This is a genomic window from Kitasatospora sp. NPDC091207, assembly GCF_044768625.1.
GTDB lineage: Bacteria > Actinomycetota > Actinomycetes > Streptomycetales > Streptomycetaceae > Kitasatospora.
This window is the reverse complement of sequence record NZ_JBIVVS010000005.1, coordinates 117,829-135,332: the sequence shown is the minus strand read 5'-3', so window position 1 is coordinate 135,332 and position 17,504 is coordinate 117,829. Positions and strand designations below refer to the sequence as shown.

At 74.7% G+C, this 17,504-nt stretch carries 16 protein-coding genes; 7 read left to right on the top strand and 9 right to left on the bottom strand.

Going from position 1 to position 17,504, the window contains the following annotated elements:
- Positions 1 to 86 precede the first annotated feature (86 nt).
- Positions 87 to 494: a MerR family transcriptional regulator gene (locus ACIQTO_RS12135; RefSeq protein ID WP_402386510.1), complete on the bottom strand. Its 408-nt coding sequence runs from the start codon at positions 492 to 494 to the stop codon at positions 87 to 89.
- Between the two features lie 116 nt (positions 495 to 610).
- Complete coding sequence (locus tag ACIQTO_RS12130) at positions 611 to 1,630, bottom strand: MDR family NADP-dependent oxidoreductase (protein ID WP_402386507.1); 1,020 nt, start codon at positions 1,628 to 1,630, stop codon at positions 611 to 613.
- A 197-nt stretch (positions 1,631 to 1,827) separates the two neighbouring features.
- On the opposite strand from ACIQTO_RS12130, the gene ACIQTO_RS12125 reads away from it, so the two are divergent.
- Entirely contained in the window at positions 1,828 to 2,571 is a 744-nt protein-coding gene (locus tag ACIQTO_RS12125) for a PIG-L deacetylase family protein (RefSeq protein WP_402386505.1), read from the top strand.
- A 124-nt stretch (positions 2,572 to 2,695) separates the two neighbouring features.
- On the opposite strand, the gene ACIQTO_RS12120 is transcribed toward ACIQTO_RS12125, so the two are convergent.
- The 3 genes from ACIQTO_RS12120 to ACIQTO_RS12110 all read right to left on the bottom strand — a co-directional run bounded on the left by ACIQTO_RS12120 (position 2,696) and on the right by ACIQTO_RS12110 (position 4,403).
- Complete coding sequence (locus tag ACIQTO_RS12120; RefSeq protein ID WP_402386502.1) at positions 2,696 to 3,352, bottom strand: DedA family protein; 657 nt, start codon at positions 3,350 to 3,352, stop codon at positions 2,696 to 2,698.
- A 49-nt stretch (positions 3,353 to 3,401) separates the two neighbouring features.
- Entirely contained in the window at positions 3,402 to 3,596 is a 195-nt protein-coding gene (locus tag ACIQTO_RS12115; RefSeq protein WP_402386499.1) for a DUF1918 domain-containing protein, read from the bottom strand.
- 129 nt (positions 3,597 to 3,725) lie between these two features.
- Positions 3,726 to 4,403 carry a TetR/AcrR family transcriptional regulator gene (locus ACIQTO_RS12110; protein WP_402386496.1) on the bottom strand — a complete coding sequence of 226 codons (678 nt, stop codon included), beginning with the start codon at positions 4,401 to 4,403 and terminating at the stop codon, positions 3,726 to 3,728.
- Between the two features lie 484 nt (positions 4,404 to 4,887).
- Here ACIQTO_RS12110 and ACIQTO_RS12105 point away from each other — a divergent pair, with 484 nt between their 5' ends.
- From ACIQTO_RS12105 to ACIQTO_RS12085, 5 genes are all read left to right on the top strand, one after another.
- Positions 4,888 to 5,184 carry a hypothetical protein gene (locus tag ACIQTO_RS12105; RefSeq protein ID WP_402386493.1) on the top strand — a complete coding sequence of 99 codons (297 nt, stop codon included), beginning with the start codon at positions 4,888 to 4,890 and terminating at the stop codon, positions 5,182 to 5,184.
- A gap of 212 nt (positions 5,185 to 5,396) precedes the next feature.
- Entirely contained in the window at positions 5,397 to 7,301 is a 1,905-nt protein-coding gene (locus tag ACIQTO_RS12100) for an amino acid transporter (RefSeq protein WP_402386490.1), read from the top strand.
- A 403-nt stretch (positions 7,302 to 7,704) separates the two neighbouring features.
- Positions 7,705 to 8,526, top strand: a complete 822-nt coding sequence (locus ACIQTO_RS12095) for an SDR family NAD(P)-dependent oxidoreductase (protein WP_402386487.1) — start codon at positions 7,705 to 7,707, stop codon at positions 8,524 to 8,526.
- Between the two features lie 279 nt (positions 8,527 to 8,805).
- A complete protein-coding gene (locus tag ACIQTO_RS12090; protein ID WP_402386484.1) occupies positions 8,806 to 10,335 on the top strand; it encodes a hypothetical protein in 1,530 nt (509 codons plus the stop codon).
- A gap of 103 nt (positions 10,336 to 10,438) precedes the next feature.
- Complete coding sequence (locus ACIQTO_RS12085; protein ID WP_402386481.1) at positions 10,439 to 10,717, top strand: hypothetical protein; 279 nt, start codon at positions 10,439 to 10,441, stop codon at positions 10,715 to 10,717.
- A gap of 61 nt (positions 10,718 to 10,778) precedes the next feature.
- On the opposite strand, the gene ACIQTO_RS12080 is transcribed toward ACIQTO_RS12085, so the two are convergent.
- The 4 genes from ACIQTO_RS12080 to ACIQTO_RS12065 all read right to left on the bottom strand — a co-directional run bounded on the left by ACIQTO_RS12080 (position 10,779) and on the right by ACIQTO_RS12065 (position 15,124).
- The gene (locus ACIQTO_RS12080) at positions 10,779 to 11,675 is read right to left on the bottom strand and encodes a universal stress protein (RefSeq protein WP_402386478.1); all 897 of its coding nucleotides are present in this window, start codon (positions 11,673 to 11,675) and stop codon (positions 10,779 to 10,781) included.
- A 122-nt stretch (positions 11,676 to 11,797) separates the two neighbouring features.
- Entirely contained in the window at positions 11,798 to 12,676 is an 879-nt protein-coding gene (locus tag ACIQTO_RS12075) for a universal stress protein (protein WP_402386475.1), read from the bottom strand.
- Between the two features lie 224 nt (positions 12,677 to 12,900).
- Positions 12,901 to 13,806, bottom strand: a complete 906-nt coding sequence (locus ACIQTO_RS12070) for a CAP domain-containing protein (RefSeq protein WP_402386473.1) — start codon at positions 13,804 to 13,806, stop codon at positions 12,901 to 12,903.
- Positions 13,807 to 14,011: 205 nt separating this feature from the next.
- Complete coding sequence (locus tag ACIQTO_RS12065) at positions 14,012 to 15,124, bottom strand: basic secretory protein-like protein (protein ID WP_402386470.1); 1,113 nt, start codon at positions 15,122 to 15,124, stop codon at positions 14,012 to 14,014.
- 305 nt (positions 15,125 to 15,429) lie between these two features.
- Here ACIQTO_RS12065 and ACIQTO_RS12060 point away from each other — a divergent pair, with 305 nt between their 5' ends.
- On the top strand, positions 15,430 to 17,466 hold the full coding sequence (locus ACIQTO_RS12060) for a serine/threonine protein kinase (RefSeq protein ID WP_402386467.1): 2,037 nt from the start codon (positions 15,430 to 15,432) through the stop codon (positions 17,464 to 17,466).
- Positions 17,467 to 17,504: the final 38 nt, after the last annotated feature.

Here is a 17,504-nt window from a genome sequence, read left to right as displayed (position 1 = left end):
TCACCGACCGGTTCCGGTGGCCGAACGCGGCGGTATCTCAGCCGAGTGCGTCGCTCAGTCGCTCAGATGGTCGGCCGCTCAGCCGCTCAGCCGCCCGGATGGTCAGCGGCGTCCCCGGGAGACGGCCGGCGGGCCTGCCGGGACAGGTTGTCGCGCAGCGCGGTGAGGTGGGCGATCTCGGCGTCCAGGGCGGCCAGCCGCCGGTCGACCACCGGGGCGAAGGTCTCGGGCCCCGCGTCGTCGGCCGAGCCGCAGCTGCGTGGCTCGTCGCCGGTCAGCAGGTGGAGCCGGTGGGCGCGGCTGCGCAGGTCCTCGACGGTGAGGCCGAGTGCCAGCAGTTCGCGGATCGCCCGCACCCGGGCCACCTCCACCCGCCCGTACTCGCGTTGGCCGGCCGCCGTCCGCACCGGTGGCGGCAGCAGCCCGCGCTGCTCGTAGAAGCGCAGCGCCCGGGGCGTGGTACCCGCAGCTGCCGCCGCGTCGCCGATCCGCATCCAGCCACCGCCCTCCCCGGTTCGTGCCGTCGACGTCCCGCTCCCGCGTCCCCCCGGTCGGCCCGGCAGGGCGGGCGGCGCCGCTTCGACGGCACTCCGCGCCGTGCGGACGTCCCTCAGACCTCGACGATCGTGGCCCCGAAGGTACGGCCTCCAATCAGCTGGGGCAATGCCTGGGGGGCCTGATCGAGGCCCGCTACGGCCGTCCACGGGAAGGTGATCTGCCCGGCGCGCAGCCAGTCGCTGAACCGCCGCCGCCATTCCGCCTCCAGATCGGGGTGGTCCAGGCCGCGGAACCCACGCACGGTGACGCCCTGGTTGAGCAGCCGGAAGGTGTCGACCACCGCCGGGGAGCTGCCGCCGAGCCGGTCCGGTGCCAGCTGCCCGGCCAGCGCCCCGACCAGGGCGAACCGCGCGCCCGGCCGGGCCGCGTCGACGGCGGCGGTGAGCTGCTCGCCGCCGACGGTGTCCAGCAGCACGTCGATGCCGTCCGGCGCGGCCTCGGCCAGCTGCTCGCGGATCGGCCCGGCGCCGCGGACCAGCACCGCGTCGAAGCCGAGTTCTGCCTTCAGCCGGGCTGCCTTGGCCGGCGAACCGGCGGTGCCGATCACCCGGGCGGCTCCCAGCAGCCGGGCGACCTGCCCGGCCACCGTGCCGACCGCGCCCGCCGCGCCGGTGACCAGCACGATGTCGCCCGCGCGGACCTCGGCCGACCGGGTCAGCCCGCCGTACCCGGCCGAGCCGGGGGAGAGAAGGGCGACCGGATCCGGCAGGGAGCCGTCCACCGGGGTGAAGTCGTCGGCGTCGGCGACTGCGTGGTCGCGCCAGCCGTGCAGGTGCGTGACCAGCTCGCCGGGCCGCAACGGGCTGTCCGCCGGGGCGGCCAGGACCTCGCCGAGCGCCGGGCCGAACAGGGCCTGGCCCGGCCGGATCGGCGGCAGCGGCAGGCCGGCCACCTCGCCGCCGATCAGCGTGCGCAGGCCGGGGAAGACCAGGAAGGCGCGGTTGCGTACCAGGATCTGCCCCGGTCCGGGGGCGGGCAGCGGAGTCTCGACGAGGGCGAAGTGCTCCGGGGCGGGCAGCCCGCCGGGGGCGGCGGTCAGTCGGACCTCGCGGGCGGTCGTGGGGAAGGGCATCGCGGTACTCCGGTGGAGCCGGGGCGACGGGCTGTTCCGCCGCGGGTGCCGGGACGGTAACCCCTGACCCGCGGGTCAGGGGCAAGCGGCCCTGGCCGCGCGCTGTCTGATGGGCGGTCGGCCTGGTGATCTTCTAGAGTCGCCAACGGTATGACCGTACGACCGCACGGAGCGCGACACCGAGAGGCGGCACCACCATGAGCGACCAGCAGGCACCCGAGCCGTTCGAGCCCGTCGACGAGGACTGGCAGACCGCGCTGGCGGTCGTCGCCCACCCCGATGACATGGAGTACGGCGGCGCCGCCGCCGTCGCCCGGTGGACGGCCCAGGGCAAGAAGGTGGTCTATGTGATGGTCACCAGCGGCGAGGCCGGCATCGACACGATGAGCCCGGAGGCCTGCGGCCCGCTGCGCGAGGCCGAGCAGATCGCCTCCGCCGCCGTGGTCGGGGTCGACACCGTCGAGTTCCTCGGCCACCCGGACGGCGTGCTGGAGTACGGGCTGCCGCTGCGCCGTGACATCGCCCGGGAGGTCCGCCGCCACCGTCCGGACATCGTCATCACCAGCAACTTCCATGAGACGTACGGCGGGGTGTTCCTCAACCAGGCCGACCACATCGCGGTCGGCCGGGCCACCCTCGACGCGGTCCGGGACGCCGCCAACCGCTGGGTGTTCCGCGAACTGTCGGCGGAGGGGTACGAGCCCTGGGACGGGGTGCGGGCGGTCTGGGCGGTCGCCTCGCCCGAGGCCCGGCACGCGGTCGACACCACCGAGCACTTCGACAAGGGCGTCGCGTCGCTGGCCGAGCACAAGGCGTACCTGGCCGGGCTGGGGGGCGCGATGGCCGAGCCCCGGGAATTCCTGGAGGGCTTCGGCCGGGGCGCCGGCAGCCGGCTCGGCACGCGGTTCGCCGTCCCGTTCGAGGTGTTCCCGCTGCGCTGAGGGACGCTCGCCGGTGGCCCGGTGGCCCGGTGGCCCGGTGGCCCGGTGGCCCGGTGGCCCGGTGGCCCGGTGGCCCGGTGGCCCGGTGGCCCGGTGGCCCGGTGGCCCGGCAGCCCGGTGGCTTTCAGGGGTGGCGGTCGGTCCGGTCGGGGTGCTCGCGGCGCCGCCGCCGGTGGCGCAACAGGTGTCGGGCGGCGAGCGCCGCGCAGAGCACGCCGAGGGCGATCAGCAGCCACAGCTGGTAGCGGACCGCCGTCCGGTACACCGCGCCGATGTGGGCCCCGGCCAGGTAGCCGAAGGCGGACCAGACCCCCACCCAGAGCGCCGCGCCGAGCACGTTGAACGGCTGGAACCGCCGCCAGGGCATCTCGGTGGTGCCGGCGATGATGCCGTTGGTCTGGCGCAGCCCGTCCACGAAGCGCGCGACGGTGACGACCTTGCCGCCGTGCCGGGCGAAGAACAGGTCGGCGCGCCGCATCCGGGCCGGGGTGAGCAGCACGTAGCGGCCCCACCGGTGGACGAAGGCGCGGCCGCCGGTGCTGCCGATCAGGTAGCCGAGGCTGTTGCCGAGGACCGCCGCCGCGAAGGCGATCGCGACCACGCCGGCGAAGCTGAGGTGCCCGGTGCCGGCGTAGACGGCGGCCAGCACCAGGATGGTCTGGCCGGGGGCGGGGATGCCGCAGTTGTCCAGCAGGACGAACAGCGCCACGGCCGGGTAGCCGTACTGGTCGAGCAGCGGCGCCAGCCCGGCGAGCGGGCCGGGCAGTGCGGGCTCGGACACGTGACTCACCACCCCGTGCCGGTCGGGCCCGGGGTGGTGGCCGGATGGGTCAGTGGAGCGCCTCGCGGCGTTCGATGTTGCAGTCGGGGCCGGGGTAGATCAGGCCCGTGTGGCCGTCCTCGAAGCGGACCATGTACGGCGGCTCGCCCTCCGTGCCGCGTACCTCGATGATCTCGCCCTTCTGGTCGACCATGCCCACCGACCTGCTGTGGATGTGGAGCTGGTCACCTACCGCTGCGTGCATGGTCTGCTCCTCGGGTAGCGATGGCCGCGCCGGCGGCCGTCCTGCTTCCACTGTGCTGCGGTGCGGGCGGGCCCGCAACGGCTCGGCCGCAGCCCGTCGGGGCCCGTCGGAGCCGGTCGGCGGACGCGGTCAGCGGGGGCCGAGCTGTTCGGCGAGGTAGCAGCGGACCAGTCGCTTGCACTCGGCGATCAGCGCCGGGTCGCCGTCCGGAGCGCTGCGGAAGGCGAGCTTGAGCACGGCGTCCGCGGCCTCCAGGGCCACCCGCAGGGCGAGCGTGAGCGCCGCGGGGTCGGTCGTCGCGAACAGTTCGCCGCCGAGTGCCTGCAGACGCAGCGCGACGGCGGTGTTGTTGTCGAGATCGGTGTCGAGCAGGTGCAGGTCGTCCCGGACCCCGGTGGGCACGGCCGCGCCGGCCAGCCCGAAGTCCACCTGGCCGAAGCCGGGCACCGCCCGCTTCATCGCGACGAACTCGTCCACCGCGAGGTCGGTGAACCCGGCGGCGCCGGTCGGTGCCTCGTCGAGCAGCCGGCGGTCGAGGCGTTCCAGGTACTGGTCGAGGTTGCGGCCGGCGAGCGCGGCCAGCAGGTCCTCCTTGCCGGCGAAGAACTGGTACAGCGTGCCGATCGGCACCTGGGCGCGGTGCGCGACCTCCTTGGTGGTGAGCGCGGTGGCGCCGGCCTCGTCGAGCAGCCCCGCGCAGGCGTCCAGGAGTCGCTGGTAGCGCTCCTGGCTGCGCTGCTGCACCGGCCGTCGCCGGCCCGGCCCGCCCGGCCCGGCCACCCGGTGACTCCTCGTGTCCGCGCTCATGGGGCCACTGTGCCGCATCGGGTGTTCCACGGGCGAATCATCGACCTGAGCCTTGCCCGCCTGCCGCGGACCGAGCGGCGGGCGCGGGTGTGGCCGGACCCCGGCGCGGGGGTGCCGCCGGACCGCTCGGCGGGTCGCTCGGCGGGTCGCCGGCGCGCGGCCGCGGGGCGACGCGGCACGACGGGGCACCGCGGTGCGACGGCGTGGCCCGGGAGGGGGAGCGACCGGGCGGCGCGGATCCGACCGTCCGCGTCCGGCGGCGCCACCGGCTCGGGTGTCAGCGCTCCGTCAGCGGGCGCCCCGGCGGAGTCAAGGAAGTGTCAGGGCCGGCCGGCAGCCGCCCGCGCCGCCATAGCCTCGGGTTCTCGGGCCGACGGGGCCCGGTGGGATCCGGACCGGGGTGACCGCCCCGGTGTTCCCCGGAGCCGGTCCGGGCCCGTCGTCCAGCCGCATCGCGTGATGCTCTACCGGAGGTGAGGTCCACGTGGCCGTTCCCAGTGCCTTCCAGCGCCTGCCGCTCCCTGCCGGATCCCCTGCCGGATCCCGTGGCGGCTCCCTCGGCGGCTCCCGGATCGGGGCGGCCGCGGCTCTGGCGGCGGTCGTCCGCCGACTGGCCGACAGCCCGCTCGACAGCAGCGTGCTCCGGGCCGTGGGCGGGGCGACGGCCTCCGGAGCGTCCGGCGCCGCCGGCCGGGGGAGCGGGATGCGTGCGGCCTGGCGGTCCGTGACGGGCCCCGACGGCGTCCGGCGGCTCGAAGCCCGCTGGGAATCCGACCACTGAGCATGCCTGCGGCCGGGGGAGAGCGTTCCGCCATTGCGGCGACATTCCCCCGGTGCTGCGCGGTCTGATCATCTGCGCTGCATACCCTGTCGCCTTGCCGTCGCTCCGACGGCGAGGTGGCGCGAGTCCGTGGACAGGGGTGCGGCGTGGTTTCGTCGGGTTCAGCCGATCCGGGGGCCGTGCCGTCGGGGCGGCAGCGCTTGCGTGCGTGGATGCTGGACGGGCTGGCCGACATGGCCAAGCAGTACCCCGGACCGCATGCGCAGGCGCCCGTCGAGCACAAGGGCGCCCGCTGGTGGCGGGTGATGTGCCTGACCGGTCTGGACTACTTCTCGACGCTCGGCTACCAGCCGGGCATCGCCGCGCTGGCGGCCGGTCTGCTGTCACCGGTGGCGACGATCGTGCTGGTGCTGGTCACCCTGTTCGGCGCGCTGCCGGTGTACCGGCGGGTGGCGCACGAGTCCCCGCACGGCGAGGGCTCGATCGCGATGCTGGAACGGCTGCTGTCGTTCTGGAAGGGCAAGCTCTTCGTCCTCGCGCTGCTGGGGTTCGCCGCCACCGACTTCATGATCACCATCACGCTGTCGGCCGCCGACGCCACCGCGCACCTGGTGGAGAACCCCCACCTGCAGAGCGTGCTCAGCGGCCGGCAGGTGCTGATCACGCTCGTCCTGGTCGCGCTGCTGGGCGGGGTCTTCCTCAAGGGCTTCAGCGAGGCGATCGGCCTGGCCGTCGTCCTGGTCGCGATCTACCTGACGCTGAACGTGGTGGTCGTCGCCACCGGGCTCTGGGAGGTCCTGCAGTCTCCGGACCTGGTCACCGACTGGTCGAGCGCGCTGACCGCCGAGCACGGCAACGTGGTCGCGATGATCGGCGTCGCGCTGATCACCTTCCCCAAGCTCGCGCTGGGCCTGTCCGGTTTCGAGACCGGTGTCGCGGTGATGCCGCACATCGAGGGCGACCCGGAGGACACCGAGGAGCGGCCGACCGGCCGGATCCGCGGTGCCCGCAAACTGCTCACCACGGCGGCGCTGATCATGAGTGTCTTCCTGATCACCACCAGCTTCATCACCACGCTGCTGATCCCGAAGGCGGCGTTCGAGCCCGGTGGGGCGGCCAACGGGCGCGCCCTCGCCTATCTGGCGCACGAGTACCTGGGCAACACCTTCGGCAGCGTCTACGACCTCTCCACGATCCTCATCCTCTGGTTCGCCGGCGCGTCGGCGATGGCGGGCATGCTCAACCTGATGCCGCGCTACCTGCCCCGCTACGGGATGGCGCCGGCCTGGGCGCGGGCGGTGCGGCCGATGGTCATCGTGCTCACCCTGATCGCCTTCCTGGTGACCTGGCTCTTCGACGCGAGCGTCGACGCCCAGGGCGGCGCGTACGCGACCGGTGTGCTGGTCCTGATCAGCTCCGCCGCGATCGCCGTCACCATCGCCGCGCACAAGGCCCGGCAGCGCAACTGGACCATCGGCTTCGCGGTGATCGCCGGGGTCTTCGTCTACACCACGGCGGTCAACATCGCCGAGCGGCCGGACGGTGTGAAGATCGGTGCCTGCTTCATCGCCGGCATCATCCTGGTGTCGCTGCTCTCCCGGCTCAAGCGGGCCTTCGAACTGCGGGTGACGGACGTCGTGTTCGACGAGGCCGCCGAGCGGTTCGTCCGCGACTACACGCACCGTCCGCTGCGGCTGATCGCCAACGAGCCGAACAGCCGGGACCTGGCGGAGTACCAGGAGAAGAAGCGGCAGATCCGGGCGGACAACGACATCCCGGCCGAGGACGACCTGGTGTTCGTGGAGGTCACCGTGCTCGACCCCTCGGAGTTCGAGACCGTGCTGACGGTCCACGGCGAGGTGCTGCACGACCGCTACCGGGTGCTCACACTGGAGAGCTCCAGCGTGCCGAACGCCCTGGCGGCGCTGCTGATCCAGGTCCGGGACCGGACGGGGCAGCAGCCGCACATCTACTTCGAGTGGACCGAGGGCAATCCGTTCGCCCAGTTCCTGCGGTTCTTCCTGTTCGGCCACGGCGAGGTCGCGCCGGTCACCCGGGAGGTGCTGCGCGAGGCGGAGCCGGACCGCAGCCGCCGCCCCCGGGTGCACGTCGGATGAGGGGGTGCGCGCGGGGGCTCCACCCTGCTGACCAGGCGTCAAAGAGACGTCAGGGAAACGTCAGGGGCCCGTCAGGGCCGGCGGGGGCGGCTTGCCCGGGCTCGGCGGAGTGGCGTTGGATGGGGGGCATGAACCGCTCGACGCGCCACCACGACCGCCCGCCGCATACGCGGCCGCGGGTCGTCGCTGTCGTGGTCACCGCCGCCGTCCGGTAGGTCCGAGCCTCCCCGCTCCGCCGCCGGCCCGCGCGTCGCGTCGTGCCCGTCCGCCTTCCCCGGCGCTTCGTACCGGGGAGGCGGACGTGCCTCTCACCGTTCCCCCCTCTTCGCACCGCAGGCCCCCGGCCGCGTGCTCCGGCATGCCGTCCGGCACCCCGGCGGTGCCCGCCACCCTTGGATGGGTCATGTCCGACGCTGTTCTGTCCGCCCGCACCGCCCTGGTCACCGGCGCCTCCTCCGGCATCGGCTGGGAGAGCGCCCGCCTGCTCGCCGGGCTCGGGGCCACCGTCCTGGTGCACGCCCGCACCCCCGCCGAGGCCGGGGACGCCGTCGACCGGCTGGTCGCCGCCGGTGCCAGGCGTGACCGACTCGTCGAACTGGCAGCCGACTTCGCCCACCTCTCGGAGGTCGCGGTGCTCGCCGGCACGGTGGTGAAGCACTACCCGGCGCTGGACCTCCTGGTCAACAACGCCGCCGTGATGGCGCCCGAGCGCTGCACCCTCACCGACGACGGCAACGAGGTCTCGCTCCAGGTCAACTTCCTCGCCGCGCACCTGCTCGCCAAGCTGCTGCGCGCCCCGCTCTCGGCGGCCGGTGACGCCCGGATCGTCAACGTCTCCTCGTCCCTGCACCGCACGGCCTCGATGAACTGGTCCGACCCGCACCGGGCGAAGCGCTACTCCCGGGTCGCGGCCTACGCGCAGTCCCAGCTCGCGCTCACCATGGCCACCGCCGACATGGCTCCGGCCGGCTCCGGCATCACCGCGGTCAGCCTCAACCCGGGCCTGTGCGAGACCGCGCTGCTGCCGCTCTACGGCCGGGTCGGCGGGCCGGCGGCCGAGGGCGCGGCCGCCGTGGTGCGGCTGTGCCTGCCGCAGGTGCCGCTGCTCAACGGTGAGTACTACGACGGCGGTGAGCTCGCTCCGACGGCCGCGGTCGCGCAGGAGGAGCGCTCGCAGAAGCGGCTGGTCAAGCTGGCCGACCAACTCGTCGGCCAGGCCGCCTGAGCCGCTCTCCTGAGCCGCTTTCCTGAGCTGCTTTCCTCAGCCGCCCGTGCGCCCCGCCAAGGGTGCGTCAAGATCCCTCGGCGGGGCGTCAAGGAGGCGTCAGGACCGGTCGGCCGGGATCCGGCCGGACATAGCGTCAGCGGTGAGGAAACGGTTCGCCACCAGGGTCGACGACTGGACGGCGCACCGTGCCGAAATCCCAGCCCCGGCAGTTCCTCCGGGGCCGTTTCGGCGGCCGGTGAAAACAGGGTAGGGGGGCGCACGGCGATGCCAACGGGTATGTCGGGCAGATCGGTCGTCGTGGGGACGGGCTCGCCGGGGGTGGCGGGCTTCGAGCCGGTCGCTCCGACACCCGCGCCGCGCGCCCCCCGTCACCGGCCCTCCCGGGCGGGGGCGTCCCACGGCCGGTTCCGCCGGTCGTGGTGGAACACGCCGCGCCTGGTCCGCGGCCTCACCGGACTCTGCCTGGTGGCGCTGGTGGTGGCCGGAGCCGTCGGTGCCACCGTCCTGGCCGGTGCCCGGGAGGGGACCGACGCGATCGGCCGCCGCGCCGCACCCCAGGTGGTGCGCTCCGCGGACCTGTACTTCGCGTTGAACGACATGGACGCCCAGGCGGCCAATCTGCTGCTGTTCGGCGCCGATCCGGACTTCGCGAACCTGCGCGGACAGACCCTGGACAGCTATGAGCGGCGCCGCGCCCAGGCGGACACCGACCTTCAGCGGGTGGCCGAGGCGGTGGCGGGCGATCCGGCCGGCCGGCGGGCGGTGCAGACGGTGATCGGTGAACTCGGCCGCTACGAGGGCCGGGTGGCCCGGGCCCAGCTCCTGGAGGAGCAGGCCCACGCGCCCGCCGGCAAGCCCTCGGCCGAGGCGCTCGCGGCGTACCGGGAGGCGACCGACCTGCTGCGGCAGCGGCTGCTGCCCGCCGTGGACGAGGTCACGGCGGCCAACTCGGCCACCGTGCAGCGGACCTACGCGGCGCAGCGGGGCGACCTGGGTGCCGGACGGTGGTGGATCCTGGTCGCCGGCCTGCTCGCGCTCGCCGCCCTGGTCGCCCTGCAGATTCTCCTGACGGTCCGTTACCGTCGTGTGTTGAACGCCCCGTTGGCCGCCGCCACGCTGCTGGTGCTCCTCGGGCTGATGGCCGGATCGACCCTCGCCGCCCGGGCGGAGCGCCAGTTGGTCGTCGCCAAGAGCAACTCCTACGACTCGGTGATCGCGCTCGGCCGGGCCCGCGCGGTGGCGTACGACCTGAACGCGGACGAGAGCCGCTACCTGACCGATCCGGCCCGGGCGGCGGCCTACGAGCAGAGCTTCTTCGACAAGACGCAGTCCTTCGCCCGGGTCGACGGCGCCACCCTCGCCGGCTACGACGCCGGACTCGCCGCCCTGGCGGACGCGCACCGGGCCGACCACGCCAGGGTTCCGTTCGGCGGGTTCCTGGGGGACGAATTGCGCAACATCACCTTCGCCGGCGAGCAGGACGCGGCAGAGCGGGTGCTGGCGGCGTTCCAGGCCTACCAGCGGGACGACCGCACGATCCGCGAACTCTACGGACAGGGAAGGCTGAAGGAGGCGGTCACCTTCAACACGGGCCTCGCCGCCGGTCAGTCCAACGCCGACTTCGGCGTCCTCGGCGCGGCGCTCGACGACGTCCAGGCGATCAACCGGAACGCGCTCGACCGTGCGGTCGCGGCCACCGACGACGATCTCGACGCCGCCTCCGCCGCTGTCGGATCGGCGGCCCTGGCACTGGCGTTGGCGCTCACGGCCCTGGGGGTCCGGCCGCGGCTGCGGGAGTTCGCCTGAGTGCCCGGCGGCGGCGCGGGCGCGGGAGCGGGCGCGGGAGCAGGCGCGGGAGAAGGAGTGGCCGCTGTTGACCGCATCATCGACGGGGAAGGGGGGATCGGCGATGGCCGGTTCACCGAAGGACCAGGAGGGTGCCGGTTCGCCGGCGAGCGTCGCGCCGCTGACGTCGGCGCTGTCCGGCCTCGCCGACGAGCACGCCGGGCTCGCCGCTCTCGGCGCTCGCGCGGGCGCCGCCGCGGTGGCCGCCCTCGACGGGTTCGCCACCGGTGACGCGCTCGGTGCGGCGCTCGCCCGGTGGCGGTGCCGCACCGAAACGGTGGAGCGGGCGCTCGGCGAGGCCGCGACCGCCCTCGGTGACGGCCGGCCGGGCCCGGCCGGCTGACCTGTCGGGGGCGGGTCGCGACAGGGGCCCGGGGTGCCGGGCCCGGGGTGAGCCGCCCGGCTCAGTCCCCGCCGGCCGGCGGGACGGGCACGGTGACGACCGGGCAGTGGGCGCGGTGCAGCAGGCCGTGCGGGACGGACCCGAGCCGCATACCGGTGAACCCGCCGCGCCCCCGGCGCCCCACCACGACGCCGAGCGCGTGCTCCGCGACCTTGGCGAGCTCCTCGACGGGGTGGCCGCGGAGCACGCCGTGCGTGACCGTGACGGCGGGGTACCCCGCGGGCAGGCCGGCCGTGGCCTCGTCCAGCAGCCGTCGCAGGTCATCCACGGCCGCGTCCTCGTCGACCCGGGCGGTCAGCCGGGACCGCCGGACCCGGACGGCCCGCAGCGCGGCCCCGCGACGTGCGGCGAAGTCGAGGGCGAAGTCCACCGCCGCGGCGGACGACGGGCTGCCGTCCACGCCGACCACGACGTACGGCTCCGCCGGTTCCGCCGGCTCCTCCCCGGCGCCGGGCTCGGGTGCGAGGACGACGACCACCGGGCAGTGGGCCTGGGCGCTCACCGGGACGGCCACCGAGGAGGCGCTCAGCACCTCCTCCAGCCGGTTCAGCCGGCGCGAGCCGAGCACGACGAGCGCGGCGTGGGCGGATTCCCGGCAGAGTGCCGGGGCGGCGATGTCCGCCGCGACGGCGGTGGTCACGGACAGGTCCGGGTGACGTCGGCGGGCGGCGTCGGCGGCCTCCTCCAGGGCGTGCCGGCCGCGCTCCCGCAGCTCCTCGCGGTAGCGCTCCGCCCCGAAGACGCGCGCGTCCTGGGAGGTCGGCGGAAGGGCGTGGACCAGGCGCAGCGGCCGTCCGCGGCGGTCCGCCTCGTCGGCGGCCCAGACCACCGGCGTCGCCCCCGGGGCGAGCGCGTCCACACCGAGGACGACCGGACGGTTGCTGCCGGTGGATGTCATGGCCTCTCCTCCCGGTCCGACCCGCTTGCGTGTCGTACTCCCATGGCACCACGTTCCGTGTGGACGGGCAGGACGGTCCGGGCCGTGAGGGCGGCGGTCGCGGCGGTGGGCCGAGCCGGGGCTCAGGCCGGTACGACGACGACCGGGCAGCCGGCGTGCTGGACGACCGCCTGGCTGGTCGAGCCCAGCCTGCCGAGCGGGCCGTGCGGCTCGCCGTGCCGCCCGACGACGACCAGCTGGTGCGACTGCGACCCGGCGACCAGCTCCCGGGCCGCGTTGGACCGCACCGCGGTCGTCGTGACGGTCACCTCCGGGTACTCCGCGCGCCGGCCGGCCAGCACCTCGGCCAGGAGCCGCTCGTGCTCGTCGGCGATGTCCGTCTCCTCGTAGACCAGCGGGAGGTCGTGGTCGGGCCCGGTGACCAGCGGGTAGGCCCAGGCGTGGACGGCGTGCAGGGGGAGGCCGCGCCGACGGGCGGTGTCGAAGGCGTAGGCGAGGACCTCGTCGTCGCGACCCCGGCCCCGGACTCCCACCAGCACGCCGCCACCGGTCCCGGCCTTGCCCCCGGTGCCGGTCCCGGCCTCGCAGGGGCGCACCACGACGACCGGGCACGCGGCGTGAGCGGCGGTCTGGAGGCTGGTCGAGCCGAGCAGCAGGCGGGGAAAGCCTCCCGAACCCCGTGTGCCGAGCACCACGAGCAGCGCGTCTGCGGCCGCCGCGGCCAGTGCCTGCCGCGGGTGGTCGTTCACCAGCTCGGTGGCGACGGCGAGGCCGGGGCGCCGGGCCAGGGCCCGGTCGCGCGCCGCTTCCAGCAGTCCGGCGCCGGCGTCCTTGCTGAGCCGCGTCTCCTGGCCCGCGGGAGCGTGCGCCGCCTCACCGAACCAGGCGTGCACCAGGCGCAGTGGCGCGTCCCGCAGCCAGGCCTCGTCCGACGCCCAGTCCACGGCCTCCAGGCTCGACTGCGACGAAGCGGCGACGCCCACGACGACAGGGTTTCTCATGGCCGGCTCCTCCTGACTCCGGGCGGCATCGCGGGGCGGCCCGGTGCTCGCACCGACCACCGCGTCCGGGCTTGCCCCCAGGTCCAGGCTATGCCCGCCGCCCGCCCGACAGCAGGGCGAGCGATCGGGCGGCCCCGGTGGCGCCGCGTGCCGCCGTCCGTCCGCCGCGCGTCGCTGTGGGCGGTGCGGGCCGCCCCGCCGGGGTGGCGGGGCGGCCCCGGCGGTCAGCGGGTGCCGAAGTCGGCGTTCCAGGAGGCCGCGCCCGTCCGGGCCAGACCGACCTCGGTGTAGTCGCCGAGCATGATCCCCAGGTGCTGGGGCGACCTGATCCAGCCGTCGACGGCGGCGTCGATGTCGGTGGGTCCGTAGAAGGCGATCTCACCGAACCCCCGCCAGGCGTAGCCGAGCCCCCGCGCGATGCCCGCCGAGTCGCAGAAGTGGCCCGAGACACGACGCTGGTTCATCTGGTCGGCGTTGCACCTGGCGGCCTGGGCGAGCGTCTGGTCGAGGCGTACCGGCGACTTGCCGTTCTGGGCGCGCACGGCGTTGAGCCGGTCGACGAAGCGCTGCTCGACGGAGGTGCCCGTACCGGTACCCGTGCCCGGGCCGTTCAGGTCGAACCGCTGCGACATGCTGCCGTCGCAGGTCTCCACCGTGACCTCCCGGTCGAGGCCGTGGTAGGTCAGACAGCGGTTGTCACGGGCGTTGTGGAGGTAGGTGCCGCCCTCGGCGGCGGACTCCAGGGTCCACTGCTGGTTGTCGCCCGCCCACCAGTGGATGAACTGGGTGGATCGGCCGTCGTTGAGGTCCATCTCCAGGACGCGCTCCGTGCCGTTGACGTTGCGGGCGAAGTCCACCCGCCCGCCCGGCTTGTTGGAGATCCAGAACGAGGTGGAGGCGTCCTGGTAGTTGCGGGCGATGATCCGGGAGGCCTCGCCGTCGGAGCTGGCCAGCGCGTGGTGGTTCTGGTGGTCCCGGATGGTGATCATCTGCTCGACCACGTCCGCCGGTGCGGCGTTCGCCGGCGTGGCGAGGAGCGTGAGGCCGCTGACGGATATCGCGGAGACGGCGAGCGCCACCCCCGCCCACCGGGCGCGGGGGCGGAGGTTGCGGGTGGAGGAGTGGGACACGGGACTCTCCTGCTGTCGGTGGACCGCGGGCGCGGCTGCGGCCGCGGACACCGAGAGGCAACCAGGCGGCTGTTGACGATCGATCAGCGGCGCGTTGACGCCCGCGGTCCACCCGCCGGGGCCGCGCGGCGCGTGCCCCGCCGGTCCCGGACACGCCACCGCGCCCCGGCACGGGAGGTGCCGGGGCGCGGTGGGAGGGCGCGTCCTACTTGGGCATCTCGTTCCACAGCTGCTGGGCGTTCTTGCCGGTGAGCTGGACCCAGATCTGGTCGCTGTAGTTCACGGTGTTCAGCAGGTGCGCCAGGTCGGGCTTGGCGTAGGTCTTCGAGACGTGGTCGATGAACCGGGCGGTCGCCTGGTAGCCGCTGTCGTAGGTGGTCGTCGGGCCGAAGTGCTGGGCGCCGGTGCCGGGCTGGAAGTTGTAGTCGCGCACCCAGTCCGCCAGGCCCTCGCCCAGCCACCAGGGGCGGGAGGTCGGGTTGTCCCAGACCGCGACGTGCACGGCCTCGTGCACCAGGAAGCCGGTGTCGTTCCGGTTGCCCCGGGTGTAGTCGATGTTGACGTGGATCTCCTTCACCCCGTTGCGGACCGTGGTGTAGGCGGGATTGGCCTTCACGGTCGGGTCAAGGATGATCTTGAAGTAGGTGGGGGCGCCGAAGGCCCCCTTGGTGATCAGGTCGGAGATCGTCGGGTAGTAGTCCGCCACGGTCCGCTTCTGCTGCTCCAGCCACGGACCGAGGTCGGGGGCCTGCGAGTAGTCCAGGTCGATGGTCGGGCGGTTGGCGCTCGGCGGCGTGGTGCCGGTGGTGCGGTCGAGGTTCCAGGACTGCGCCGGGTCCCCGGCGTCGCAGGAGGCGACCCTGGCGTTCAGGTCCGCGCCGCGGGTGAGGCAGAGGTTGCCGTCCGAGGCACTGTGCAGCAGCCAGGCCCGGCCGTTGCCCATCGAGGTGTTCTCCAGCCACCACTTCTGGTTGTCCGCGCCGATGTAGTTCCAGGCGCCGACGGTGTTCTTGCCCCGGTCGCGGTCGACCGCGTTGTTGGTGCCGGGGACCTTGACCGACCAGGCGCCGTTGCCCTCGTCCCGGACCGACCAGATCTGCTGGGCGGAGGACTCGTTCCAGTCGCGGACCACCACGTTGGAGCCGGCGTTCCGGCTGTCCCACTGGAGGGCGCCGCCCGCGTAACTGGAGATCCGGTACTCGGTGCCGCTGGAGGGCAGCGGCTCGGCCGCGCTCGCGGACCCGGCACCGAAGGCCATCGCGGACACGAAGGTCGCGGCGGACAGCACGGTGGCGGCGGCCGTACGACGGGTGATCATCTCGGAGCTCTCCTCTCGGGCGGCTCCCGGTGGAACCGGCCCGCGGCCCATGCCACCCGGCGGCGGTGTACACGGTGTCGACGGCCCGTCAACGCGGACGGCGACGGTCGGTCGGCCGACCGGACGGCGGACGGCCGGGGCCTGCCGGGGCCTGCCGGGGCAGCCGGCGTCCGGTAGCCGGAGCGCGGCGTGCGCTGTTCGGCAAGTCAGCGTTTATTCGCAGGTGAGAAGGTCGTCGATGCGACCGAGGGCCCGGCCTGGGCCCATGGCGGCGGGCGCGTGGACGAACGGGGTCGGGGAGGATCATGCGTGGCACCACGCTCGGGGACCGCTATCGGTTGGACGAGTGGCTCGGTGGCGGGTCGATGGGCGATGTCTGGCTCGCCGAGGACGAGGTGCTCGGCCGCCGCGTGGCCGTCAAGGTCCTGAAACCCGCCTTGCTGGACGAACCCGGCTTCGCCGAACGGTTCCACGAGGAGGCCCGGGTGATGGCCCGGCTGCGGCACCCGGGCATCGTCGGCGTGCACGACTTCGGCTCCGGCCGTACGGACGGCGGCCAGTCCTGGACCACGGCCTGGGGGAACACCGGCCGTCCGATCGCCTACCTGGTCATGGAGTTGATCGACGGCGAGCCGCTGAGCGAGATCCTGGACCGGCGCGGTCTGCTCGGCACCCAGGAGACGCTCGGGATGGCGCTCCAGGTGCTGGCGGCGCTCCAGGCGGCGCACGAGGCCGGCGTCGTCCACCGGGACATCAAGCCGGCCAACCTGATGGTCCGCGAGGATCGCGTGGTCATCGCCGACTTCGGCATCGCCCGCCCCGGCTGCGACACCCGGCTCACCGTGCCCGGGATGGTGCTCGGCACCGCCGCGTACCAGGCACCGGAGCAGGCCTCCACCGGCACCGTGGGCGCCTCGGCCGACCTGTACGCACTCGGTGTCGTCCTCTACGAGTGCCTGTCCGGGCGGCTGCCCTTCCACGGGGAGACCGCGCTGGAGGTGATCCTCAAACACCTGACCGAGCCCGCGCCACCACTGCCGGCGGACGTCCCGGCCCCGGTCCGGGCCCTGGTCGAACGGGCGATGGCGAAGGATCCGGCCGAGCGCTGGCCGGACGCCGCCGGTATGGCGGCGGCCGCCCGGGCCGCCGTCGCCGGCGAACCGGTCGAGGGCCCGGCGACGGGCACCGCCGGGCGTGCGGTGGTCGTGGCCGCGGCGCGCCCGGTGGCCGGCACCGGGGCGGCCACGGCCGCGCGGCGCCCCCTGGCCCGGTGGCGGGCCGTCCTCGGCGGCCGCCGCCGACGGTCCCTGATCGCGGCGGGGGCGGTCCTGCTCTGTTGCGTGATCACCGCCGGTACGGCCACCGTGCTGCGCCTCCACGAGGACCGCACCGCCGCGGCCGGCGGGCCGGCCGTCGGCGAGGCGTCGGTGCTGCCGCCCGGCCTGGCCATCCCGCTCTCCGCCCCGGGGCCCCAGGTCCCCGAGTCGGGGGCACCGTCCTCGCCCGGTGCGTCCTCGCCGGGTGCGTCCTCGCCGGGAGCCGCGACGGCCTCCGGGGCGCCCGCACCGACCACGCCGGGCGGCCCGGGTCCGGGCGCGGGTCCGGGCCCGGCGGCCGGGAGCGGACCCGGTGCCGGTGCCGGGAGCGGCGCGTCGGGCACCCCCGAGGCCCAGGGCGGCGGGTCGGGCACCCCCGCGCGACCGTCGACCGGCGGGCCGCCCGCAGCCGCCTCGTCGGGGCCCGCGGCCCCGGCCCCCGGGCCGGCACCGGGGACCTCCGCGGCGCCGGTCCCGCCGGTCTACCCCACGGTGGCGCCGCCCGAGAAACCCTCGCCGTCGCCCTCCCCGGCCTACACGTACCTCTCGCCGCCCCCGCCTCCGCCCCCGCCGTACTACACCACTCCGCCCATCAAGCCGCCGACGCAGCCCGTCGGCCCGCTGCCGTCGCGGGCCAGGCTGAGCACCGGCGGGTCCGTCCTGTACGACCAGGGCTCCCTCGACCAGGACGGCAATCCCGTCGTCACGACCCGCGACGACGGCGGCCCCGCCGCCGTCTGGACGCTGAACCCGCACCAGGGCGGCGGGTACTTCCTGGCCAACGGCGCCACCCAGTTCACCAGGGTGCTGGACCTGGAGGAGACGTACTCCCGGGCGCAGCTGTGGCGCTCGCCGCCCTACAGCGCGAACCAGATCTGGTCGTTCGTTCCGGTGGCCGGGGGGTACATGATCGTCATCACCAAGGACTCCCTGCGCTGCCTGTCGGCCGCCGGCCCCTCGGTGCCCGCCGCGATCCGGCTCTGCGACGGCTCGTCCGAGCAGATCTGGACGGTCACCGCGGCCTGACCGCCGGTTCCCGGCCCCGGCCCCCGGTCCCGTGGCCG